At 71.3% G+C, this 21,815-nt stretch carries 26 protein-coding genes; 15 read left to right on the top strand and 11 right to left on the bottom strand.

What is annotated here, in order from left to right:
* Nucleotides 1-33: 33 nt before the first annotated feature.
* From grxD to BM272_RS05085, 3 genes are all read right to left on the bottom strand, one after another.
* Complete coding sequence (grxD, locus tag BM272_RS05095; RefSeq protein ID WP_093427676.1) at nt 34-357, bottom strand: Grx4 family monothiol glutaredoxin; 324 nt, start codon at nt 355-357, stop codon at nt 34-36.
* 321 nt (nt 358-678) lie between these two features.
* A complete protein-coding gene (locus BM272_RS05090; protein ID WP_093427675.1) occupies nt 679-2,463 on the bottom strand; it encodes an N-acetylglutaminylglutamine amidotransferase in 1,785 nt (594 codons plus the stop codon).
* A 4-nt stretch (nt 2,464-2,467) separates the two neighbouring features.
* On the bottom strand, nt 2,468-4,030 hold the full coding sequence (locus tag BM272_RS05085) for a hydantoinase B/oxoprolinase family protein (RefSeq protein ID WP_205407750.1): 1,563 nt from the start codon (nt 4,028-4,030) through the stop codon (nt 2,468-2,470).
* A 198-nt stretch (nt 4,031-4,228) separates the two neighbouring features.
* Here BM272_RS05085 and BM272_RS05080 point away from each other — a divergent pair, with 198 nt between their 5' ends.
* The 6 genes from BM272_RS05080 to BM272_RS05055 all read left to right on the top strand — a co-directional run bounded on the left by BM272_RS05080 (nt 4,229) and on the right by BM272_RS05055 (nt 8,320).
* Nucleotides 4,229-4,813 (top strand): superoxide dismutase, encoded by a 585-nt coding sequence (locus BM272_RS05080; RefSeq protein ID WP_093427673.1) that lies wholly within the window; start codon nt 4,229-4,231, stop codon nt 4,811-4,813.
* A 111-nt stretch (nt 4,814-4,924) separates the two neighbouring features.
* Nucleotides 4,925-6,109 carry an aspartate aminotransferase family protein gene (locus tag BM272_RS05075; protein ID WP_093427672.1) on the top strand — a complete coding sequence of 395 codons (1,185 nt, stop codon included), beginning with the start codon at nt 4,925-4,927 and terminating at the stop codon, nt 6,107-6,109.
* On the top strand, nt 6,106-7,023 hold the full coding sequence (gene argF, locus BM272_RS05070; RefSeq protein ID WP_093427671.1) for an ornithine carbamoyltransferase: 918 nt from the start codon (nt 6,106-6,108) through the stop codon (nt 7,021-7,023). Before BM272_RS05075 ends, argF begins: the two co-directional genes overlap by 4 nt.
* A 97-nt stretch (nt 7,024-7,120) precedes the next feature.
* Complete coding sequence (locus tag BM272_RS05065; protein WP_093427670.1) at nt 7,121-7,414, top strand: hypothetical protein; 294 nt, start codon at nt 7,121-7,123, stop codon at nt 7,412-7,414.
* Between the two features lie 79 nt (nt 7,415-7,493).
* A complete protein-coding gene (locus BM272_RS05060) occupies nt 7,494-7,955 on the top strand; it encodes a YcgN family cysteine cluster protein (protein ID WP_093427669.1) in 462 nt (153 codons plus the stop codon).
* Nucleotides 7,952-8,320 carry a DUF423 domain-containing protein gene (locus BM272_RS05055; RefSeq protein WP_093427668.1) on the top strand — a complete coding sequence of 123 codons (369 nt, stop codon included), beginning with the start codon at nt 7,952-7,954 and terminating at the stop codon, nt 8,318-8,320. Before BM272_RS05060 ends, BM272_RS05055 begins: the two co-directional genes overlap by 4 nt.
* Here BM272_RS05055 and BM272_RS05050 read toward each other — a convergent pair.
* Together BM272_RS05050 and BM272_RS05045 are read right to left on the bottom strand one after the other, a co-directional pair.
* Nucleotides 8,310-8,516, bottom strand: a complete 207-nt coding sequence (locus BM272_RS05050) for a hypothetical protein (RefSeq protein ID WP_143613161.1) — start codon at nt 8,514-8,516, stop codon at nt 8,310-8,312. The two genes, BM272_RS05055 and BM272_RS05050, sit on opposite strands and share 11 nt — an antisense overlap.
* A 53-nt stretch (nt 8,517-8,569) precedes the next feature.
* A complete protein-coding gene (locus BM272_RS05045; RefSeq protein ID WP_093427666.1) occupies nt 8,570-8,884 on the bottom strand; it encodes an SEL1-like repeat protein in 315 nt (104 codons plus the stop codon).
* A gap of 109 nt (nt 8,885-8,993) precedes the next feature.
* On the opposite strand from BM272_RS05045, the gene rlmM reads away from it, so the two are divergent.
* Nucleotides 8,994-10,037 (top strand): 23S rRNA (cytidine(2498)-2'-O)-methyltransferase RlmM, encoded by a 1,044-nt coding sequence (rlmM, locus tag BM272_RS05040; protein WP_159433024.1) that lies wholly within the window; start codon nt 8,994-8,996, stop codon nt 10,035-10,037.
* Between the two features lie 15 nt (nt 10,038-10,052).
* Here the strand turns inward: rlmM and BM272_RS05035 are convergent, their stop codons facing one another.
* The 6 genes from BM272_RS05035 to BM272_RS05010 all read right to left on the bottom strand — a co-directional run bounded on the left by BM272_RS05035 (nt 10,053) and on the right by BM272_RS05010 (nt 14,940).
* Nucleotides 10,053-10,289, bottom strand: a complete 237-nt coding sequence (locus BM272_RS05035) for a DUF2798 domain-containing protein (protein WP_205407749.1) — start codon at nt 10,287-10,289, stop codon at nt 10,053-10,055.
* Nucleotides 10,286-12,946, bottom strand: coding sequence for an aminopeptidase N (pepN, locus tag BM272_RS05030; protein ID WP_093427664.1), 2,661 nt, complete (start codon nt 12,944-12,946; stop codon nt 10,286-10,288). Before pepN ends, BM272_RS05035 begins: the two co-directional genes overlap by 4 nt.
* 106 nt (nt 12,947-13,052) lie before the next feature.
* Nucleotides 13,053-13,259, bottom strand: a complete 207-nt coding sequence (locus tag BM272_RS13760) for a hypothetical protein (protein ID WP_093427663.1) — start codon at nt 13,257-13,259, stop codon at nt 13,053-13,055.
* Nucleotides 13,260-13,285: 26 nt separating this feature from the next.
* A complete protein-coding gene (locus tag BM272_RS05020; protein ID WP_093427662.1) occupies nt 13,286-13,513 on the bottom strand; it encodes a hypothetical protein in 228 nt (75 codons plus the stop codon).
* 114 nt (nt 13,514-13,627) lie between these two features.
* Entirely contained in the window at nt 13,628-14,161 is a 534-nt protein-coding gene (locus BM272_RS05015; RefSeq protein WP_093427661.1) for a hemerythrin domain-containing protein, read from the bottom strand.
* A 95-nt stretch (nt 14,162-14,256) separates the two neighbouring features.
* On the bottom strand, nt 14,257-14,940 hold the full coding sequence (locus BM272_RS05010; RefSeq protein ID WP_240308024.1) for a Crp/Fnr family transcriptional regulator: 684 nt from the start codon (nt 14,938-14,940) through the stop codon (nt 14,257-14,259).
* Between the two features lie 80 nt (nt 14,941-15,020).
* On the opposite strand from BM272_RS05010, the gene BM272_RS05005 reads away from it, so the two are divergent.
* The 8 genes from BM272_RS05005 (at nt 15,021) to BM272_RS04970 (ending at nt 21,782) form a co-directional block, all read left to right on the top strand.
* Nucleotides 15,021-15,434, top strand: a complete 414-nt coding sequence (locus BM272_RS05005; protein ID WP_093427660.1) for a hypothetical protein — start codon at nt 15,021-15,023, stop codon at nt 15,432-15,434.
* Nucleotides 15,431-15,916, top strand: coding sequence for a biotin/lipoyl attachment domain-containing protein (locus BM272_RS05000; protein ID WP_093427659.1), 486 nt, complete (start codon nt 15,431-15,433; stop codon nt 15,914-15,916). The genes BM272_RS05005 and BM272_RS05000 overlap by 4 nt, the downstream gene beginning before the upstream one ends.
* Nucleotides 15,917-15,930: 14 nt before the next feature.
* Complete coding sequence (locus tag BM272_RS04995) at nt 15,931-16,611, top strand: thioredoxin family protein (RefSeq protein ID WP_093427658.1); 681 nt, start codon at nt 15,931-15,933, stop codon at nt 16,609-16,611.
* A gap of 64 nt (nt 16,612-16,675) precedes the next feature.
* A complete protein-coding gene (locus BM272_RS04990) occupies nt 16,676-17,056 on the top strand; it encodes a type IV pilin protein (protein WP_159433023.1) in 381 nt (126 codons plus the stop codon).
* An 84-nt stretch (nt 17,057-17,140) separates the two neighbouring features.
* On the top strand, nt 17,141-18,097 hold the full coding sequence (locus BM272_RS04985) for a complex I NDUFA9 subunit family protein (RefSeq protein ID WP_093427656.1): 957 nt from the start codon (nt 17,141-17,143) through the stop codon (nt 18,095-18,097).
* Between the two features lie 8 nt (nt 18,098-18,105).
* Complete coding sequence (locus BM272_RS04980) at nt 18,106-19,326, top strand: multifunctional CCA addition/repair protein (protein ID WP_093427655.1); 1,221 nt, start codon at nt 18,106-18,108, stop codon at nt 19,324-19,326.
* 97 nt (nt 19,327-19,423) lie between these two features.
* Complete coding sequence (locus BM272_RS04975) at nt 19,424-20,788, top strand: NAD-dependent succinate-semialdehyde dehydrogenase (RefSeq protein WP_093427654.1); 1,365 nt, start codon at nt 19,424-19,426, stop codon at nt 20,786-20,788.
* Nucleotide 20,789: 1 nt separating this feature from the next.
* Entirely contained in the window at nt 20,790-21,782 is a 993-nt protein-coding gene (locus BM272_RS04970; RefSeq protein ID WP_093427653.1) for a glutathione S-transferase family protein, read from the top strand.
* The last annotated feature ends 33 nt before the right edge of the window (nt 21,783-21,815 follow it).

Here is a 21,815-nt window from a genome sequence, read left to right as displayed (position 1 = left end):
ATCCAGGACCTCTGCCCTCGACTGCAACTCCGGCTACTGGTTGGCAGACACCGCCTGCTCCACCATCTGGGTCAGCTCACCATTGCCGGCCATCTCCACGGTGATGTCGCAGCCGCCGATGAGTTCGCCGTTGATGTAGATCTGGGGGAAGGTCGGCCAGTCCGCGAACTGCGGCAGGGCCTGCATGATCTCCGGGTCCTCGAGGATGTTCACGTAGGCGAACTCCTGGCCGGTGGACTGCAGGGCCTGGGCCGCCCGCATGGAGAAGCCGCACTGCGGCAGCTTGGGGGTGCCCTTCATGTAGATGATGACGGGGTGGGTCTCCACCTGCTCCTTGATCCGGTCCAGTGCTTCCATCGGTTACCTCGCTCGCATTGCGTTTCCGGTTGTATCGCCGGCCGGCGATCGTCGCGGCACAGGATAGGGCACCGGGACGCAAATACCAAGTACCGCGCTAGGGATTGCCCTGGGCGCCAATCGGATGGGCGCCGGCTAGGGTGGGATGGCTCGGCAGGAGACGGCGTACATACGTCCCTGTAGCCTCCACGGCTGCATCCATGCCGCCGAGGCTCCTGCCGAGCCATCCCACCCCACCCGGCTGCTCGAATCGCCTTCCGTCGATGGCCCATCAACGACCACTTGTCGGAATACCAGGGCCCCGGGACAGTGAGCACCGACTTAGCCCCCATCCACGTGCCGCTGGAACCAGGCCTCGAAGAGCGCGGCGTGCCAGAGCTTGGAGCCCTGGATCCGGGTGTGGTGGGACTCCGGCGCATCCAGCAGCATGTCGATGTAGTCCCGCCGGAAGACCCCGCGCCGGTAGGCGGCGGCGCTGTTGAGGGTGTCGCGCATGTACTCCAGGAAGCCGCCGCGCACGTACTTCAGCGCCGGCATGGGGAAGTAGCCCTTGGGCCGGTCGATGACCGAGTCCGGCACCAGCCCCCGGGCCATGGCCTTGAGCGGATACTTGCCGCCGTCCCCGCGCAGGCGCAGCTCCGCCGGCAGCTCGGCGGCGGTCTCCACCAGCCGGTGGTCCAGGAAGGGGACGCGCGCCTCCAGCCCCCAGGCCATGGTCATGTTGTCCACCCGCTTGACGGGGTCGTCCACCACCAGCCGGGTGGCATCCAGGGCGAGCACGGCGGCTACCGGGTCGTCCTCGCCGGTCTCCGCCAGCTCCCGCTCCACCCAGGCGCGGGTGTGGTCGGGGCCGCCCAGCCCCTCGGCCACCATGGTCAGATACTCATCGTGCTCGCGGTCGAAGTAGTAGCGCGCCAGCCGGTCGGCGGCCGTGCCCTCGGTGTCCCCGGCGATCTGCGGATACCAGAAGTAGCCGCCGAAGACCTCGTCCGCCCCCTGGCCGGAGAGGACCACCTTCACCTCCCGGCTCACCCGCTCGGCCAGGAGATAGAAGGCCACCGCATCCTGGCCGAACATGGGCTCGGACATGGCGTCCACCGCCTCCGGCAGGCGCGGCAGGACCTCCTCGTTGGGGATGTGGATGCGGCGGTGGCGGGTGCCGAAGCGCTCGGCCACGGCGTCGGAGTACTCGAACTCCGAGCCGGCCTCCTCGCCCACGTCCTCGAAACCGATGGAGAAGGTGCGCAGGTCCTCCTCCCCGGCCTCGTGGAGGAGCCCCACCAGCAGGCTGGAGTCCAGGCCGCCGGAGAGCAGGACCCCCACCGGGACGTCGGCCACCGTCCGCCGCCGGGCCACCGCCGCGCGCAGCGCCTCGTGGGTCGCCTCCACCGCCTCCGCCTCGCTGCCGAATTCCAGCCGCGGGCGGTCGCGCAGGCGCCAGTAGGTGCGCTCGCGGCGCTCGCCGTCCGGCCCGATGGTGAGGCTGGTGGCCGGCGGCAGCTTGCGCACGCCGCTCATTACGGTGCGCGGGGCCGGCACCACGCCGTGGAGGGTGAACTGGTGGTGCAGGGCCACCGGGTCCGGGCGGGTATCGATACCGCCGCCGGCCAGCAGCGCCTGGGTATTGGAGGCGAAGCGGAAGAAGCCGTCGCCGTCGGCGTGGTAGAGGGGCTTGATGCCCATGCGGTCCCGCGCCAGGAAGAGCCGGCCGGTGCCCAGCTCGCGGATGGCGAAGGCGAACATCCCGTCCAGCCGCTCCGGGCAGCGCTCCCCCCACTCGGCGTAGGCCTTGAGGATGACCTCGGAGTCGCCCTCGGTGAAGAATTGGTAGCCGCGGCCGGCCAGCTCGTGGCGCAGGTCGCGGTAGTTGTAGATGGCGCCGTTGAAGACCAGGGCGAGCCCCAGGCCGGCGTCCACCATGGGCTGGTGGGCGCGGGCGGAGAGGTCGATGATGGACAGCCGCCGGTGGCCGAACATCAGCGGCCCGTCGGACCAGCTCCCGACGTGATCGGGCCCGCGCCGCTCCAGGCGGGCGAGCATGGCGTCCATCCGGCCCAGGTCGGGCAGGGTCCCGTCCAGGCGCAGCTCTCCGGCGATTCCGCACATCGATTCAGGGCTCCTCGTTGATCCCGGCCGGCCGGCCCCAGCCGCCACCGCCCGGGGTGGCAATGGTCAGGCGGTCGCCGGCCTTGGCAGTGAAGGTCGTCTTCCCCGGCAAGGGGGTGTCGTTCAGGCGATTCTCGCCGGGGGCGCCGTCGGCCCCGCCGGCCAGGCCCCAGGGGGCGTGGCGACGGCGCTCGGTGAGCAGGGTGATCCGGGCCGGCGCCAGCAGTTCGTAGCTCCGCTCCAGGCCGTCCCCGCCCCGCCGCGCCCCGGCCCCGCCGGAGCCGCCGCGCAGGCGGTAGGCCGCCACCCGCAGGGGGTAGGCCATCTCCAGCGCCTCCACCGGGGTGTTCAGGGTGTTGGTCATGTGGCTGTGGATCCCGGAGAGGCCGCCGCCATCGCGCCCGGCCCCCATGCCGCCGCCCACGGTCTCGTAGTAGTGCCAGCCGCTCCCTGCCTCCTTCCCGACCCCGCCCATGGCGACATTGTTCATGGTCCCCTGGCTGGCCGCGGGGATGCGCCCGGGAATGGCCTGCGCCAGGGCGCCCAGGACGGCGTCCACCACGCGGGAGCTGGTCTCCACGTTGCCGGCGGCCACCGCCGCCGGCCGGCGGGCGTTGACCAGGCAGCCCTCGGGGGCGGTGAGGCGAATGGGCCGGAAGGCGCCGGCGCAGGCCGGGGTCCCCGCCGGCATGAGGCAGCGGAAGGCGTAGAAGACCGCCGCCGCCGCCACCGCCAGCGGGCAGTTGACGTTCCCCGGGGTCTGGCCGGCGGTGCCGGCGAAGTCCACGGCCACCCCCTCGGCGGTGATGTCCAGGGCGACCCGGACCGGGAGGTCCACCTGGCCGGCGCCGTCATCGTCCAGGTAATCGGTGAAGGCGTACTGCCCCGCCGGGAGGTCGGCCAGGGAGGCCCGGCTCATGCGCTCGCCGTAGTCCTGGAGGGCCGCCAGGGAGCGCGCCAGGCCCTCAACGCCGAGTTCCGCCACCAGCGCCTCCAGCCGGGCCATCCCGGCGCGGTTGGCGCTGGCCTGGGCGGCGAAGTCCCCCTCCACCTCCGGGCCGCCACCGGTGGCGGCAACGATGGCCTCCCAGGGGGCGGCCTCGCGCTCACGGCCCCGCCAGAGGTGGGCCGGGGGCAGGATCACCCCCTCCTCCTCCAGGGTCCGGGAGAGCGGCATGGAGCCGGGGGCGTCGGCGCCGATATTGGCGTGGTGGGCGCGGCTGGCGACGAAGGCCACCAGCCTCCCCTCGGCGAAGACCGGGGCGATGAGGGTGACATCGGGGAGGTGGGTGCCGCCCAGGAAGGGGTCGTTGACCACCACCTGGTCCCCCGGCGCCCAGCCCATGCGCCCCACCAGGTCGCGCATGGCGTAGGCCATGCTGCCCAGGTGGACCGGGATGTGGGCGGCCTGGGCCGCCAGCTCGCCCTCGGCGTCGAAGACGGCGCAGGAGAAGTCCAGCCGGTCGCGGATGTTGGGCGAGAAGGCGGCGCGGCGCAGCACCGCCCCCATCTCGTCGCACACCGCGCCGATCCGGCCGGCGAAGAGTCCCAGCTCCACTGCGTCCATGATTCCCTCCGAGATGAGGGCGCCAGGCTACACCGCCGACCGGCCGGGATCATCCCGCCACACCGCCGGCCCCTACCCTCACCCTATTCTCTACTCCTATAATCAGGATTCCGGCTTGAAACCGGCGGCCCCCGCCCCCATCCGGCAGGGGCCGCAACCCGAACATCCACCGCAACAAGACACGAGGAGCCTCACACCATGGAGCACCAGCTTCCCGATCTCCCCTATGCCAAGGACGCCCTGGAACCCCACATCTCCGCGGAGACCCTGGAGTACCATCACGGCAAGCACCACAACACCTACGTGACCAAGCTCAACGGGCTCATCCCCGGGACCGAGTTCGAGAACGCCTCCCTGGAGGAGATCATCCAGAAGGCGCCGGCCGGCGGGATCTTCAACAACGCCGCCCAGGTCTGGAACCACACCTTCTACTGGAACTGCATGAGCCCCAACGGCGGCGGCGAGCCCGCCGGTGCCCTGGCCGATGCCATCAGCGCCAAGTTCGGCTCCTTTGCCGACTTCAAGGAGAAGTTCTCCGAGATGGCCGTGGGCAACTTCGGCTCCGGCTGGACCTGGCTGGTGAAGAAGGCCGACGGCAGCGTGGAGATCGTCAACACCTCCAACGCCGGCAACCCGCTGCGCGACGGTGACACCCCGCTGCTGACCATCGACATCTGGGAGCACGCCTACTACATCGACTACCGCAACGCGCGGCCGAAGTACGTGGAGAACTTCTGGAACCTGGTCAACTGGGACTTCGTCGCCTCCAACTTCGGCGGCTGACAGCGCCCGCCGGGCGGGGTTTGCACCCCGCCCGACCAGGGGATAGAATCCATCCTCTGCCCAATGGCAGTCCCCCGGGGGACTGCCATTTTTGTTTTTCGGGAGCCTTCCATGACGGATGCCTTGATGAACACCTACGCCCGTCTGCCCGTGGCCTTCGAAGAGGGTCGGGGGGCCCGCCTGTGGGATACCGAGGGCCGGGAGTATCTGGACGCCATCGCCGGCATCGCCGTGTGCGGGCTGGGCCACGCCCACCCGGCGGTGACCGCCGCCGTCTGCGACCAGGCCGGCCGGCTGGTCCATACCTCCAACCTCTACCGGATCCCGCTGCAGGAGCGGCTGGCCCAGCGGCTGACCAGCGCCGCCGGGATGGAGAGCGCCTTCTTCTGCAACTCCGGCGCCGAGGCCAACGAGGCGGCGCTGAAGATCGCCCGGCGGACCGGCAGCCAGCGCGGCATCGCCGAGCCCAAGGTCATCGTCATGGAGGGCAGCTTCCACGGCCGGACCCTGGCCACCCTCTCCGCCACCGGCAATCCGGCCATTCAGAGCGGCTTCGAGCCCCTGGTGGCCGGCTTCGAGCGCGTCCCCTGGGGCGACGCCGATGCCGTGGCGGCGCTGGCCGGGCGCGAGGATATCGTGGCCGTCCTCGTGGAACCCGTCACTGGCGAGGGCGGTGTGGGCGTGCCGCCGGCCGACTACCTGCCGCGGCTGCGCGCCATCTGCGACGATGCCGACTGGCTGCTGATGGTCGACGAGATCCAGACCGGGATCGGTAGGACCGGCGACCTCTTCGCCAGCCTCGGAGCCGGCGTCACCCCCGACGTCCTGACCCTGGCCAAGGGGCTGGGCAATGGTGTGCCCATCGGCGCCTGCCTGGCCCGGGGCACCGCCGCGGGGATCCTCGGCCCCGGCAGCCACGGGACCACCTTCGGCGGCAGCCCCCTGGTGAGCGCCACCGCCCTGGCCGTGCTGGACACCATGGAGACGGAGGCGCTGCCCGCCCGGGCGGCGGAACTCGGGGATCGCATCGCCGCCGGCCTGCGCGCCCGGCTGGGGAACCACCCCGCCGTGGCCGACATCCGCCACCGCGGCCTGATGATCGGCGTGGAGCTGGACCGCCCCTGCAAGGAACTGGTCCGCCAGGGCCTGGACCGCGGCCTGCTCATCAACGTCACCGCCGAACGGGTGGTCCGGCTACTACCGCCGCTGATCCTCAGCGACGCCGAGGCGGACACCATTACCACGACCGTAGCCGACCTCATCGAGGCCTTCGCGCCTCCGGGGGGAGAATCATGAGCACCCTGCGCCACTTCCTCACCCTGGCCGACCTCTCCGCCAACGAGCTGCGCGGCCTGCTGGACCGGGCCATCGAGCTCAAGGACCTCCATCGGCGCGGGCGCCACTACGAGCCCCTGCGCGGCCGGGTCCTAGCCATGATCTTCGAGAAGTCCTCCACCCGGACCCGGGTCTCCTTCGAGGCGGCCATGGCCCACTTCGGTGGCCACGCCATCTTCCTCTCCCACCGCGATACCCAGCTCGGGCGGGGCGAGCCGGTGGAGGACAGCGCCCGGGTCCTCTCCGGCATGGCGGACCTGGTGACCATCCGGACCTACGGCCACGACACCGTGGAGCGCTTCGCGGAGTACTCCCGGGTGCCGGTGATCAACGCCCTCACCGACCTCCATCACCCCTGCCAGCTCCTGGCCGACCTGCAGACCTTCCGGGAGCTGCGCGGACCGCTCCAGGACCGCACCGTGACCTGGGTGGGCGATGGCAACAACATGTGCCACTCCTACCTCGAGGCCTCGCGCATGCTGGACTTCGACCTGCGCATCGCCTGCCCCGAGGGCTACGAGCCGGACGCCGAGATCCTGGCCTCGGCCCCGCGCGCGGCCATCGTCCGCGACCCGCGCGAAGCCGCCGCCGGCGCCGATCTCGTGGTCACCGACGTCTGGGCCAGCATGGGCCAGGAGTCCGAACAGGGGGACCGCGTGGGCGCCTTCACCGACTACCAGGTGGATTCCACGGTCATGGAGGCCGCGGGGTCCGAGGCACTGTTCATGCACTGCCTCCCGGCCCATCGCGGGGAGGAGGTGAGCGCGGAGGTCATCGACGGCCCCCGGAGCGCCGTCTGGGAGGAGGCGGAGAACCGCCTCCACGCCCAGAAGGCCCTGCTGGAGCGGCTGCTGGTCTCCGACCACGAGGGCTGAAGGGGCGGACGACGACCTTGACTCGTCCCGAAGGCGTTACCATACTGCGAGTAACGGTAGCAATAGACCGCCCATAGCGGTTGATCAGGAGAGCACCATGAATCCCATCGACGGCAGCGCCAGCGCCCGGCAGTACATGGCCCCCTCGCAGCCCGGCTCCGAGGTGACCAGCCCCGGCGCCGGCAACCAGGTGGCCAGTGGTTCCTCCATGGCCGGCCCCGCCATCCAGGCGCCCAACGAGGCCCAGGTCCGTGGCGGCGCCTCGGTGGATGGCGATGCCGCCCCCACCTCGGTGACCACCGAGAGCGAGGGGACCGCGGCCACCGGCAACCAGCGCCAGGAGGCCGATGCCGGTGCGGCTACCGGCTCCGTGGTGGACGCCTACGCCTGATCACCCCCTTCGACGGGGATAGACGGGCTCGCCAGTGGCGGGCCCGTTTTCGTTTCCGCACTCGGCAAGTCACCAACCCATGACCCAGCCCGATCCCCACACCGATCCCTCACGACCCTTCTGGCAGACCAAGTCGCTGGAAGAGCTCGATGCGGACGAGTGGGAGGCGCTGTGTGATGGCTGCGGGCACTGCTGCATGGTCCATCTCGCGGATGAGGACACCGAGGAGATCGTGGAGACCGACGCCGCCTGCCAGTTGCTCGATATCCCGACGGTGCGCTGTTCCGATTACGCCCACCGGCATCGCCGGGTCCCCGACTGCCAGCCGCTCACACCCGATCGGGTCCGAGCGGCCCACTGGTTGCCGGAGACTTGCGGCTATCGTCGGCTTGCCGCCGGGCGGCCCCTGCCCGACTGGCATCCCCTGCTGAGCGAAGAGCGGGAGGCCGTCCACGCGGCCGGCGCCTCGGTTCGCTACATCGCCCACCCGGAGACGGACGGCACCCCCTGGAACGTTATTGAATGGTGGGAGGAAGAATGAATCGACTCGTCTTTACCGGCGCCCTGCTGGGACTGGCCGGCGTCGCCATCGGCGCCTTCGGCGCCCATGCGCTGGAGGGAACCATGGGATTTCAGGGGCGGGCCTGGTGGGAGACGGCGGTGACCTATCACCTGCCCCACGCCCTGGCGGTGGTGGTAGCCGGCCTGGCGGCCGCCCAACTGCCCCGCCCCGGGATGGCCCGGGCCGCCGGCTGGTTTCTCGCTCTGGGGGTGGTCCTGTTCAGCGGCAGCCTCTACCTCATGGCGCTCACCGACCAGGGCTGGCTGGGGGCCGTGACGCCGCTGGGCGGCTCCGCCTGGCTGGCCGGCTGGGCCTTGCTGGCCGGGGCGACCGTCAGGCCATGACGTCGATGACGTTGGACTTGCGCTCCAGAGCCTGATTCTGCGCCTGGGTAGCCTGCTGCAGCACCTGGCCCTTGGACTCGCTGATCTTGTTGTCCACCACCGAGAGCTGCTGGGTCGTCTGCCCGCGCACCTCGCCGGCACTCTGCATCAGCTGCATCGCCATGCCCATGGAATTACCACTACCACCGATTTCCATGATCGCTCCTCCGTTCGCTTGCTCTAAGAAGATACGACCCTGAACAACCTTTTTCAATCTTCCTCGGCCAACCGCCGCTTCGCCTCCCGGTCCCCGGCGGCTGCCGCGGCCTGCAGGCAGGCACGGGCATGCTCCTTGTCGGCCGGCACGTGGCGACCCTCGGCATAGAGCTCGGACAGGGTACGCAACGCCGCCCCGTAGCCGGCAGCACCATCGGCCTCCAGCCAGGCGAGGGCGGTGGCCGGATCGGCCTCCACGCCGCGCCCCTCCAGCATACGCAGGGCGAGCAGCCGCCGCGCCCGGGGGACGCCCGCCTCGGCATCCGCGCGGATGGTGGCGAGACGTCGTTCCTCGTTCAGTTCGGCCATGACAACCTCCAGCCTCCCGGACCCGGTATCCACAGCCGGGATCCTAACCCGGCGCGCTCCCCCTCGGCAGCGGGTGCGAGGAAGCCCCGGATCGCCGAGAATGGGCGCCATGGAATCCGACCGTCTGCTACTGCTCTGCCGCCCCGGCTTCGAGGGCGATACCGCTGCCGAGATCCAGGCCGCCGCCGGGGAGATCGGCTTCCCCGGCTACTGCCGCGCCAGTGCCGATACCGGCCGGGTAACGCTCTTCCCCAGCGTCGGCGCCATCACCGAATTCACCGACCACTGGCGGCTGGCCGACGCCCTCTTCCCCCGCCAGGCCTTCCTCACCGCCGAGCCGGTCCCCCTGCCCGACCGGGATCGGGTCAGCACCATCCTGGCCACGCTGGGTGACGAGCCCGTCCGTGAACTGGTGACCGAGACCCCCGATTCGGAGGCAGGGCGAGCCTGGACGCGGCTGGCCCGCGCCCTGGAGGGCCCGCTGCGTCGCGGACTCACCGACGCAGGACTATGGCAGCCGGACAGCGGGGCCCCACGTCTGCACCTGCTCCTGGACGACGACGGCGCCCACATCGGCCTGGCGTCCGCCGGCCTGGATGACTCCCGCCCCGGCGGTATCCCCCGCCTCAAGCGGCCGAAGTCAGCGCCCAGCCGCTCCTTCCTGAAACTGGAGGAGGCGTGGCAGACCTTCCTGGACGACGAGGAGCGGGCCCGTGCCCTGCAGCCGGGTATGCGGGCGGTGGACCTCGGCGCCGCCCCGGGCGGCTGGAGCTGGCTGCTGCAGCGGCGCGGCCTGGAGGTCCTGGCGGTGGACAACGGCCCCCTCAAGGGCGAGGTAGCCACGGCCGACGGGGTCACCCACATCCGCGCCGACGGCTTCACCTGGCGCCCGCCCCGGCCGGTGGACTGGCTGGTCTGCGACATGGTGGAACGGCCCCAGCGGGTCGCCGCCCTGGCGGCGGACTGGTTCGCCGCCGGCCGTTGCCGCTACGCCGTCTTCAACCTCAAGCTCCCCATGCGCCGCCGGTACGCGGCCGTGGAGGAGTGCCTGAAGGTCGTCCGAGACCATCTGGGCGGCGCGCCGGCCCGAGTGGCGGCCCACCACCTCTACCACGACCGCGACGAGGTCACCGCCTTCATCGGTCCGGCATGAGGCGCCGCGCCGCCCTCAGTGCTCCACGAAGCGCGCCACCCAGCGGCGAACCACGGGCACCACGAACAGGGCGATGGGGAAGGCCATGGCCCACGCCGAGGGGAAGGCGTAGAGCAACCACCGGCTGAAGAAGTCCGGGGTCGGCCCCAGATTCACCAGGGTGATGAGTGCCGACATCAGGAAGGACATCAGCACCGACATGAACAGGGCAAAGAGGGGACTGAACCAGCGCGCCGAGAGCTTGCGCCTCACGCCTCCTCGTCTCCCAGGGCGCGGTCGACCATCTCGCCGACATCCGGCGAACCGGCGCGCTCGCGCAACCGCTCCAGTTCGGCGTGCATAGCCGCCTCCCGCTCGGGGACGAAGCGCCGCCAGCGGGTCAACGGCTTCACCAGGCGCGCGGCGATCTGCGGATTGCGGCCGTCCAGCTCCAGTACCAGGTCCGCCAGCAGCCGGTAGCCGGCCCCGTCCGGCCGGTGGAACTGGACCGGGTTGCGCATGGCGAAGGCGCCGATCACCGCACGCACCTTGTTGGGGTTGGTGAGGCTGAAGGCGGGGTGGTCCATGAGCGCCTGTACCCGCTCCACGCCCCCGGGCAGCGGCGAGGCGGCCTGGATGGCGAGCCACTTGTCCACCACCAGCGGATCGTCCTGCCAGCGCTCGTAGAAGGCCTCCAGGGCCTCCTGGCGTTCGGGGATGTCGCTGGCCGCCAGCGCCCGCAGGGCCGCCAGCTGGTCGGTCATGTTATCCGCCTCACGGAACTGCTCCATGCAGGCCTCGCGGGCGGCCTCGTCGGGCTCGGCCATGAGGTAGCCCAGGGCGGTATTGGCCAGCGCCCGCCGGCCCACCGCCTCCGGCTCGAAGCGGTAGGGGCCGGCATCCCGGAACTGCTCCCGCAGGGACCACCAGCCCTCCCGCAGCTCCCGGGCCAGACCGGTCCGCGCCGCCTCCCGGGCGGCGTGGAGGGCATCCGGGTCGATGGTCTCCATGTACTCCGCCAGCTGCCCCTCGTCGGGGAGGGTCAGTGCCCGGGCCATGAGGGCGGCATCGTCGGCCGGCGCCTCCAGCAGGCGGCTGATGGCCTGGTGCAACGGCCCGGGCAGCCGGGCCTCGCCACCGCTGCGGACGGCATCGGCCTGCGCCAGGAGGTGGGTGCGCGCCAGCCGCTGCCCCGCCTCCCAGCGGTTGAAGAGGTCGCTGTCGTGGCCGGCCAGATGGGCCAGTTCGGCGTCGCTGTAGGGGTAATCCACCTCCGCCGGGGCGGAGAAGCCGCGCAGCAGGGAGGGCACCGGCTCCTCGGTGAGGCCGGTGAAGCGGAACCGCTCCTCCTCGTAGCGCAGCAGCAGCACCCGGGAGCCGTGGATGGCCGCCTCCTCGCCCTCCAGCTGCATGGGCAGATCGTGGCCGTCGGCGCCCACCAGTCCCAGGGCCAGGGGGATGGGAACCGGCTCCTTGGCCGGCTGCCCCGGGGTCGCCGGGGTGTGCTGGCGCACGCAGAGATCGAAGGTCCCCGCCTCGGCATCGAAGCTGCTGCGCACCTCCAGCTGCGGCGTGCCCGCCTGGGTGTACCAGCGCCGGAACTGGCGCAGGTCGCGGTCGTTGGCCTCCTCCAGTGCCGTGAGGAAGTCCTCCACGGTCACCGCCTGGCCGTCGAAGCGCTCGAAGTAGCGATCGCAGCCGGCGCGGAAGCCCTCGGGCCCCAGGGCGTTGTGGAGCATGCGCACCACCTCCGCCCCCTTCTCGTAGACCGTGGGGGTGTAGAAGTTGTTGATCTCCACGTACTCCGAGGGGCGCACCGGATGGGCGGTGGGGCCGGCATCCTCGGGGAACTGCGCCCCGCGCAGCCGGTCGACGCTGTCGATGCGCGCCACCGCCTCGGAGCCCATGGCCGCGGCAAACTGCTGCTCGCGGAAGACGGTGAGCCCCTCCTTCAGGGAGAGCTGGAACCAGTCGCGGCAGGTAATGCGGTTGCCGGTCCAGTTGTGGAAGTACTCGTGGCCCACCACCGCCTGGATGTTGGTGTAGTCGGCATCGGTGGCCGTATCGGGCCGGGCCAGGACGAACTGGGAGTTGAAGAGATTCAGCCCCTTGTTCTCCATGGCGCCCATATTGAAGTCGTCCACCGCCACTACCTGGTAGAGGTCGAGGTCGTACTCACGGCCGTAGGCCTCCTCGTCCCAGCGCATGGCCTGCTTGAGGCTGGCCAGGGCGTGATCGCCGCGGTCGGCGTTATGGGCCTCGGTATAGAGGTGGAGGTCGACCTCGCGGCCGGAGGCGGTGGTGAACCGGTCGGTGCAGCAGGTCAGGTCCCCGGCCACCAGGGCGAAGAGGTAGCTGGGCTTGGGGAAGGGGTCCTCCCAGCGGACCCAGTGGCGGCCCTCCTCGCCCTCCCCGGCGGCCACCCGGTTGCCGTTGGCCAGTAGCACCGGGTAGCTCGCCCGATCCGCCTCCAGGGTCACGGTGTAGCGCGCCAGGACGTCCGGGCGGTCGGGGAAGTAGGTGATCCGGCGAAAGCCCTCCGGCTCGCACTGGGTGCAGAGCTTGCCCCCCGAGGTGTAGAGCCCCTCCAGGGCGGTATTCGCCTCCGGCCGGGTAGCGGTCTCCACCACCACGGTAAAGGCCCCGTCCGGGACCTCCGGGATCACCAGCCGTTCGGCATCCACGCTGTAGACCGCACGGGTCAGCGGCTCGCCGTCCAGTTCCAGGCGCAGCAGCTCCAGTTCCTGCCCGTGCAGGACCAGCGGTGCCCCGGGCTCGCCGGCGGCCGGATTGGGCCGCAGGGCCATCTCCGCCCGCACCCGGGTCCGGCCCGGGTCGAGCTGGAAGTGGAGGTCCACCGTGTCCAGCAGATAGGCCGGCGGCTGGTAGTCGGTCAGGCGGACCGGGGCGTGGGGGCTGCCTTCACGCATGATCGAACTCCGGAAACGGTCGGGGTCCGCGCGGGACGCGGACGGGCAACCTTAGCAGGGGGCGGGACACAGACAAAGCCCCGACCGGGCGGTCGGGGCCGGGCGACTACTCGTTGGGGCCGACGTGCTCGAAGTGCTCGGCGTCCAGCTCCGCCGGGGCCTCGACCCCGGCAGCCTCCAGGGCCTCGGCCAGCTCCCGGGCGGTGTCACCGAGCTTGTCGGCATCCTCGCACAGACCGGTAAGCAGGTGCTGCGCCTTATCGGGCGGGATGGAGACCTTCAGGGTCTCCTTGTCCTCGTTGATCACGCGCATGTCTGTTCCTCCTGGGTCTCGATGGCTCAGGTCTCGGTGGACGGCGGCGGCACGGCGTCCGGGCCCCAGGCATTGGGGGGCTGGCGGAAGTCGTTGCTGGCGTTGTACCGCGCCTCCCGGAGCAGGCTGGAGAGCTCCAGGACCGGGGAGCGCATCTCCGCGGCGTTGGCATGGATCTCGTCGGCGAGCTTGTTGCCGGCGCCCACCTCCAGTTCCAGGAGGATGTGGCCGTCCTCCGTGCGTTCCACCTTCATGTTGCTCCTCCTCTTCCGCAATGGCGGGCCGCACCCTATCCCGACCCCGAAAGTCGGGATTCCGGGTGCCCTCTCCAAGCGTGGCACAAGGTCGGGGGAATACAAGCTGCCGGTTCAGACCGGCGGCGCCAGCCCGCGCCGGGCAGCCATGGCCGTGCCTGCAGCGCGAAGGTCGTCGGCCGTGAGAGCGGCGCGCAGCCGAGGAGCAACGACCTCGTCCTCCCGGGCAACGTGGTCGCGGACCGTGGCCACGTACTCGGCCGGCTCCAGAATTGCCTCATGCCCCTCAGCGATAGCGGCCAGGGCCGGTTCCAGGGTCGCCCAGGCGCGGTCAAGTTCCCCGTGCCCCCCCGCCAGGTCATCCAGCTCGGCATGCAGTGCGCGATCCCCGGGGCAGGCGGACCGCAGTCGAGGGAAGAGGTCCTCTTCCTCATCCGCATGATGGCGCGGCGCCGCCTCGTTGAAGTAGCGCCGGACGCGGTCAGCAGCGGCCGCGGCCTGATCGTCGACCCCGGTATGACGCAGATGCCCGGCCAGCCGCTCCAGGGTGGCGATATTCTCCAGCATGCGCCGGTGGCAGGCGGCCCAGAACCCCAGCGGGTCCTCGGGGCCGGGGGCGGCGGGCCCCAGCAGGGAATCGGGATCCATGGCGTCCTCCTCGGTTGGACGGGCTCCTGGCCCCTCGTCTACGCCTGCAGGAGACGTTGGACAACCCGGCGGCCTTGCGGGATCGACGAAGCCGTTCAGGGTCGGCGGCTATCACTGCCAGCGGCACGGGCGGCCAGGGCATCGGCGTCGATAATATCCACGGTGTCCGCCGCCACCCGGACCAGCCCCTCCTCGCGCAGGCGGGCCAGCGTTCGGGAGAGAGTCTCCGGCGTAACGCCCAGCCGCGAGGCGATGACCTGCTTGGGGGCGGCCAGACGCACCCGCCCCTCGCGGGCCTCGGCCAGGAGGTAGCCCACCAGGCGGTGGGTGGCGCTGTGGAAGGAGAGTTCGTCGATCTCCGCCACCAGGCCGTGGAGGCGGCGGGAGAGGGCCGCCAGCAGGCGCAGGGCCAGCTCCGGGGAGGCGGCCACCTCGCGCCGGAAGGCGGCGTTGTCGAAGGCGACGAGTTCGGTGGGGGCGGTGGCCTCGGCGGCCACGGGGTAGCGCTCCCCCTCCATGAACATCACCGCCTCGGCAAAGGTCTGGCCGGCCCGGATCACCTCCACCACCTTCTCGTCCCCGGCCTCGGAGAGGCGGGCGAGCTTCACCGCCCCCTCGCGGACGAGGTAGAAGGCCTCCGCCGGCGCCCCCTGTTCGAAGAGCCGCTCCCCGCTCTCCAGGTGGCGCCGACGGGCGGCGGTCGCCACCCGCCGGAGCTGGTCCTCGTCCAGGGGCTCCAGCAGCGGCTGGCCGCGCAGCAGCCCGGGATCAACCGCCACGGGCCCCTCCCGACTTGATACGGATCAAGGGCGCGGGGCGGGCCGGGGTCCAGAGTGGGTCGCGCAAGGAGGGAATCACCATGAATCGACGCAATCGCTGGTTCGTCCTGTCGGGGCTCATCCACGGCCTGCTCGGCGGGCTCGTGGGGTTGCTCTGGCTGGCGGAGCCGGGCTTCATGGCCGGCAATGTGCCACGGGTCCACGGCCACGTCATGCTGCTGGGGTTCATCACGTTCCACATCTACGGCATCGGCCTCCACGTCCTGCCGCGCTTCGCCGGCCGCGCCCTCTACTCCGAGCGGGCGGCCGACACCCAGTTCTGGCTGGCCCATCTGGGCCTGTGGGGCCTGCTGGCCGGCTGGCTCGGCGCCCCCGGGGTCATCGCCACCACCGGCGGGGTCCTGGCGTGGCTGGCCATGGCGCTCTTTGCCGCCAACATCCTGCTCACCGTGCTGCGCCGCCCCGGCGCGGCCCCGTCCGGAGCCCAGCCATGAGTGATGCCGACACCGACGCCACCGGGACCACCGGGACCACCGAGTATCGCGGCTGTGAGATCCCCACCGACCGCTGGTACGACCTGGACTACGTCTGGGCCGTGCCCCGCGAGGATGGCAGCTTCACCCTGGGGATCACCGACCCGGCCCAGACCATGGCCGGCCGGGTGCAGTACGCCAAATTCAAGAAGCCCGGCCGCCACCAGAGCGCCGGCAAACCGGTCGCCCGACTGGAATCCGGCAAGTGGGCCGGCGGCATCCCCGCCCCCTTCGACGGCACCATCGAGGCGATCAACGAGGCCGTGGGCCGCCAGCCGGACATCGTCAACGTCGACCCCTACGGCGAGGCCTGGCTGGTGGTCTTCCGGCCGGACAACCCGGACGAGGCCTGGCAGCGGCTGACGCCGGGCAGCGAGGCGGTGGAGGCCCTGCAGGGCTGGATCGACCGCTACGACGTCCAGTGCATGCGCTGCGCCGACTGACGGAGGGAATCAACATGAGCGAACCCCGGGTCCAACTGCTGGTCTCCGAGTGGTGCCCCACCTGCCACCAGGCGGAGCAGGTCTGGCAGCGGGTGGCCGGCGAGCGGGCCATCGACTTCGCCGTGGTGGACATGGGCCAGTCCGAGGGCCGGGAGCTGGCGCGCCGTCTGCGCATCCGCTCGGTGCCGGCGACGGTCATCGACGGCGAGCTGGCCGGCGTGGGCATGCAGAGCCGTGAACAGGCCCTGGCGCTGGTCCCCGACGCCCCGGAACGGGCGGCCTCCTCTACCCGCCACGTGGGGCTGGGGCTGGCGGCCACCAGCCGGGCGGCCATCGCCGCGGCGGTGGTCTACCTGGTGCTCGCCGGCGCCGCCCTCCCCGCCGGCGGCTGGTTCGCGGGCGGTCCGGCCCACCCGGCGGCCCTGCACCTCTTCACCCTGGGCTTTCTGACCTTCTTCCTCTACGGCCTGGGCGAGCACATGCTGCCGCGCTTCACCGGCCACCCCCTGCCCATGGGGATCTGGAGCTGGATGCAGCAGGGGATCGCCCACGCCGGGGTACTCACCTTTGCCCTGGGCCATGTTGCCGGCTGGCCGTGGCTGGCGGTGGCCGGTTCGGCGGCCGCCTGGATGGCGCTGGCCCTCTTCACCGGTCGCATGGCGCCGCTGCTGGTGCGGGCCCCGAAGACAGAGTAGGGGATTGCCCCGAACAATCGGGATGACCAGAATCCGGGGCATGACCCACGCGCACGGAGGCGCCATGACCACCCGCAACAGCCGCGGTTTCACCCTCGTCGAACTCCTCATCGCCCTGGCGGTGGTCGCCATCCTGGCCGGCCTCTCCGGCTATTCCTACGACCAGTATCAGACCCAGCAGCGGCGGATGGAGGCGGTGGAGCGGCTCCACGCCCTCCAGCGGGATCTCAACCAGTGCATGGCGGACGGCACCAGCGCCGCCAACTGCGTGGGGGGCCTGAACACGGGCAATGGCGATGACTACGGCTTCCAGGTCACGACCGGTCAGGGAGGTGACGGCGGCTGGACCATCACCGCCAGCCCCCTCCAGGGCAGCGCGCAGGCCGGCGACGGCAGCCTGACCCTCAATGCCCTGGGTCAGCGCACCGGACCCTGGCCCGGGTAGCTTCCACCTTGACCCTCGCCGCCGTTGTGGGAAGAATTGGCGCCCTTCTGCGGCTCCAATGCCGCCCGGCCAACGGGAAGCGCCATGACCAAGCGAACCATTGCCATCATCGGCGGCACCGGCTTCGTCGGCCGCCATCTGGCCCAGGAGCTCGCCCAGCTCCGGAATACCCGGGTCCGCGTCTTCACCCGGAATCGGGAACGCAACAAGGAGCTTATCGTCATCCCCGGCGTCAGCGTCGAGGAGGTCAACGTCCAGGACGAGTTCGCCCTCACCGAGGCCCTGGGCGGTGTGGATGCCGTGGTCAATCTGGTGGGGATCCTCAACGAGCGCGGCCACTCCGGCCGCGGCTTCCGCCACGCCCACGTGGACCTCACCCGGCGGCTGCTCACCGCCTGCCGGGAGAACGGCATCCGCCGGCTGCTCCACATGAGCGCCCTGGGGGCCGACGCCGAGAACGGTCGCAGCCACTACCAGCGCACCAAGGGCGAGGCAGAGAACCTGGTGATGAACGCCGACGGCATGGAGGTCACCGCCTTCCGCCCGTCGGTGATCTTCGGCCGCGGCGACAGCTTCCTGAACCGCTTTGCCGGCCTGCTGCGAGTCAGCCCGATCCTCCCCCTGGCCGGCGCCTGGGCCCGCTTCCAGCCGATCTACGTGAATGACGTGGTGGCGGCCTTCGTCCACGCCCTGGACAACCGCCACACCATCGGCCAGCGCTACGACCTCTGCGGCCCGCACACCTACACCCTGCAGGAACTGGTGCGCTACGTGGGCGAGCAGACCGGCCACGAGCGGCCCATCATCCCGCTGGGCAAGGGGCTATCCTGGCTGCAGGCGGCGATGCTGGAGTGGGTACCGGGCAAGCCCTTCTCCCTGGACAACTACCGCTCCCTGCTCACCGATAACGTCTGCGAGGGCGAGTTCCCGGCCGTCTTCGGCTTCCAGCCGACCACGCTGGAGTCGGTGGCCCCGGTCTACCTCGCCGGGCGCACCGCGCGCTGGCGCTACCCCGACTACCGCAGCCGCGCGGGCCGCTGAGGGCCGCCTTGCAGGCCTACCGGGTCGGCGGCGCCGTCCGCGATCACCTGCTGGGCGAACCGGCCGGCGATACGGACTGGGTGGTCGTGGGCGCCACGCCGGAGGAGATGGAGGCCCAGGGCTTCCGGGCGGTGGGCAAGGACTTCCCGGTTTTCCTCCACCCCGAGACCGGCGAGGAGTACGCCCTGGCGCGCACCGAGCGCAAGACCGCCCCGGGCTACCACGGCTTCGACTTCCACGCCGCCCCCGACGTCTCCCTGGAGGATGACCTGGCCCGGCGGGATCTCACCATCAACGCCATGGCCGAGGACCCCGACGGCCGGCTCATCGACCCCTATAACGGCCGCGCCGACCTCCAGGCGCGGGTCCTGCGCCACGTGACCCCCGCCTTCGCCGAGGACCCGGTGCGGATCCTGCGCGTCGCCCGCTTCGCTGCCCGCTTCGAGCCCCTGGACTTCACCCTGGCCGAGGAGACCCGGGACCTCATGCGCGCCATGGTGGAGGCCGGCGAGGTCGCCGCCCTGGTCCCCGAGCGGGTCTGGGCGGAGACCGAGCGCGCCCTGGGCGAGGCGGCCCCGGCGGCCTTCATCCGCGTGCTCCGCGACTGCGGCGCCCTGGCCGAGGTCTTCCCGGAGATCGATGCGCTGTTCGGCGTCCCCCAGCCGCCGGAGCACCACCCGGAGGTAGACACCGGCGACCACACCCTGCGTGTGGTGGAACAGGCCGCCCGCCTCTCCCCCGAGCCCGTCGTCCGCTTCGCCGCCCTGGTCCACGATCTGGGCAAGGGCACCACCCCGCCGGAAGAGTGGCCGCGCCACATCGGCCACGAGGGCCGCGGCGTCCCGATGGTGGAGGGACTGTGCGAGCGCCTGCGCACCCCCCGCGCCTTCCGCGAACTGGGAGTCATCGTTGCCCGGGAGCACCTCCACTTCCACCGCGCCGGGGAGCTGAAACCGAAGACCCTGGTGGACCTGCTGGAGCGGGTGGACGCCTTCCGCCGCCCGGAGCGCTTCGAGCAGTTCTGCCTCGCCTGCGAGGCCGATGCCCGCGGTCGCCCCGGCTACGAGGACCGCGACCTGCCCCAGCCCGGGATCCTGCATACCGCGCGGGAGGCCGCCGCCGCCGTGGAGGCCCGCCCCTTCGCCGAACAGGGCCTGAAGGGCCCCGAGATCGGCGAGGCCGTTCGCCGCGCCCGGATCCAGGCCGTCGCCGAGGCCCTGGGGCGCTAGTCCCCCCTCCCGGGAACGGCCCGCCGCTCCGGTGATGACAGGACCGCCCGCCGGGGTCAGAATCGGGAGAGATCCCAGCCATCCGGAGGGAACGACCATGGCGTTCGAATCCATCGACCCGAGCACCGGCGAGACTTTCTTCCACATGGAGCCGTGGGGCGAGGCCGAGCGCGAGGCCGCCCTGGCGGCCGTCGCCGCCGCCACTCCCGGCTGGGCCGCCACGCCGGTGGCCGAACGGGCCGAGGCGGTACGCGCCATCGCCGGGGAACTTCGCCGTCGCGCCGACGAGCTGGCCACGCTGATCACCCGCGAGGTAGGCAAGCTCCACCGCGAGGCGCGCGGGGAGATCGAGAAGTGCGCCTGGGTCTGCGAGTACTACGCCGACCACGGCCCCGGCTTCCTGGCCGACGAACCCATCGAGACCGATGCCGGGAAGAGCCTGGTGGCCTACCAGCCGCTGGGCACGGTGCTCGCCGTCATGCCCTGGAACTTCCCCTTCTGGCAGGTCTTCCGCTTTGCCGCCCCGGCGCTGGTGGCCGGCAACACCGGCGTCCTCAAGCACGCCTCCAACGTGCCGCAGTCCGCCCTGGCCATCGAGGAGGTCATCCGCGACGCCGGCCTTCCGGCGGACACCTTCCGCACCCTCATGATCCGGGCCGCCGACGTGGACGCCGTCATCGACGACCCGCGCATCGCCGCCGTCACCCTCACCGGCAGCGAGCCCGCCGGCCGCGCCGTGGCCAGCCGGGCGGCGGCCAACATCAAGAAGGCGGTGCTGGAGCTGGGCGGCTCCGACCCCTTCATCGTGCTGGACGACGCCGACGTGGAGCAGGCGGTGGAGGCGGCGGCCACCTCCCGCTTCCTCAACAACGGCCAGTCCTGCATCGCCGCCAAGCGCTTCATCCTCACCCCCGGCATCGCCGACGACTTCGTGGAACGCTTCCGCCGGCGGGTGGAGGCGATGACCGTGGGCGATCCCGCCGCGGAGACCACCCAGCTCGGCCCCATGGCGCGCACCGACCTGCGCGATGAACTCCACACCCAGGTGGCGGACAGCGTCCGCGCCGGGGCCCAGGTGGTCACCGGCTGCACCCTCCCCGACAGCCCGGGCGCCTTCTACCCGCCCTCCATCCTCGACCATGTGGCCGAGGGTCAGCGCGCCTTCGAGGAGGAGCTCTTCGGCCCGGTGGCCATCGTGCTGCGTGCCGACGATGCCGAACACGCCGTGAACCTGGCCAACGGCTCCCGCTTCGGCCTGGGCGGGGCGGTGTGGACCGCCGACAGCCAGCGCGGCGAGGCCATCGCCCGCCGGCTGGAGTGCGGCGCCGCCTTCGTCAACGGCATCGTCAAATCCGACCCGCGGCTGCCCTTCGGCGGGGTGAAGGCCTCCGGCTTCGGCCGGGAGCTCTCCCGCCACGGCATCCAGGAATTCGTCAACGCCAAGACCGTCTGGGTGAAGTGACATGGGCCTACTGGTAGAGGGAGAGCTGCACGAGGGCTGGCTGGAGCAGGAGCAGGAGGGCGGCGAGTTCGTCCGCAAGGCGCAGCCGTTCCGCAACTGGATCACCCCGGACGGGAGTCCCGGCCCCACCGGTGAGGGCGGCTTCCCCGCCGAGGCCGGCCGCTACCACCTCTACGTCTCCTACGCCTGCCCCTGGGCCCACCGGGTCCTGGCGGTGCGCGCCCTGAAAGGGCTGGAGTCGATGATCAGTGTGGACGTGGTCAATCCCGTCATGGGCTCGAAGAGCTGGGACTTCGCTACCGACTTCCCCGGCACCACCGGGGACACCGTCAACGGCGCCGAGTATCTCTACGAGAACTACCTGCGCGCCGACCCGAAAGTCACCGGCATCGTCACCGTCCCCTGCCTCTGGGACAAGGAGCGCGGGACCATCGTCAACAACGAGTCCGCCGACCTGGTGCGCATGCTCGGCAGCGCCTTCGACGGCGTGGACGCCCGCCCCCTGGACCTCTACCCCGAGGACCTGCAGGAGGCCATCGAGGCCCTCAACGAGTTCATCTACGAGGACGTGAACAACGGCGTCTACCGCGCCGGCTTCGCCACCGCCCAGGACGCCTACGAGGCGGCCTGGGAGCGCCTGTTCGAGGCCCTGGACCGGCTGGAGGAGCACCTGGGCGAGCAGACCTGGCTCACCGGCGGTCGCGTCACCGAGGCGGACTGGCGGCTCTTCACCACCCTGGTGCGCTTCGACGCCGTCTACTACAGCCACTTCAAGTGCAACGCCCGGCGGCTCATGGACTACCCGGAGCTGTGGGACTACACCCGCGCCCTCTACCAGACCCCGGGCATCGCGGAGACGGTGCGCATGGACCACATCAAGCACCACTACTACCGCAGTCATCCCAGCCTCAATCCCACCGGCATCGTCCCGGCCGGGCCCCTGCTCGACTTCGAGGCCCCGACCCGGCGTACGCCCCCGATGACGGAAACGTGAACCGGTCGACATTCCCCCGGCCGGGACACCGGT

The organism is Thiohalospira halophila DSM 15071, assembly GCF_900112605.1.
Lineage (GTDB): Bacteria > Pseudomonadota > Gammaproteobacteria > Thiohalospirales > Thiohalospiraceae > Thiohalospira > Thiohalospira halophila.
The sequence above is the reverse complement of the archived record's forward strand: the minus strand, read 5'-3'. Positions and strand labels throughout refer to the sequence as shown.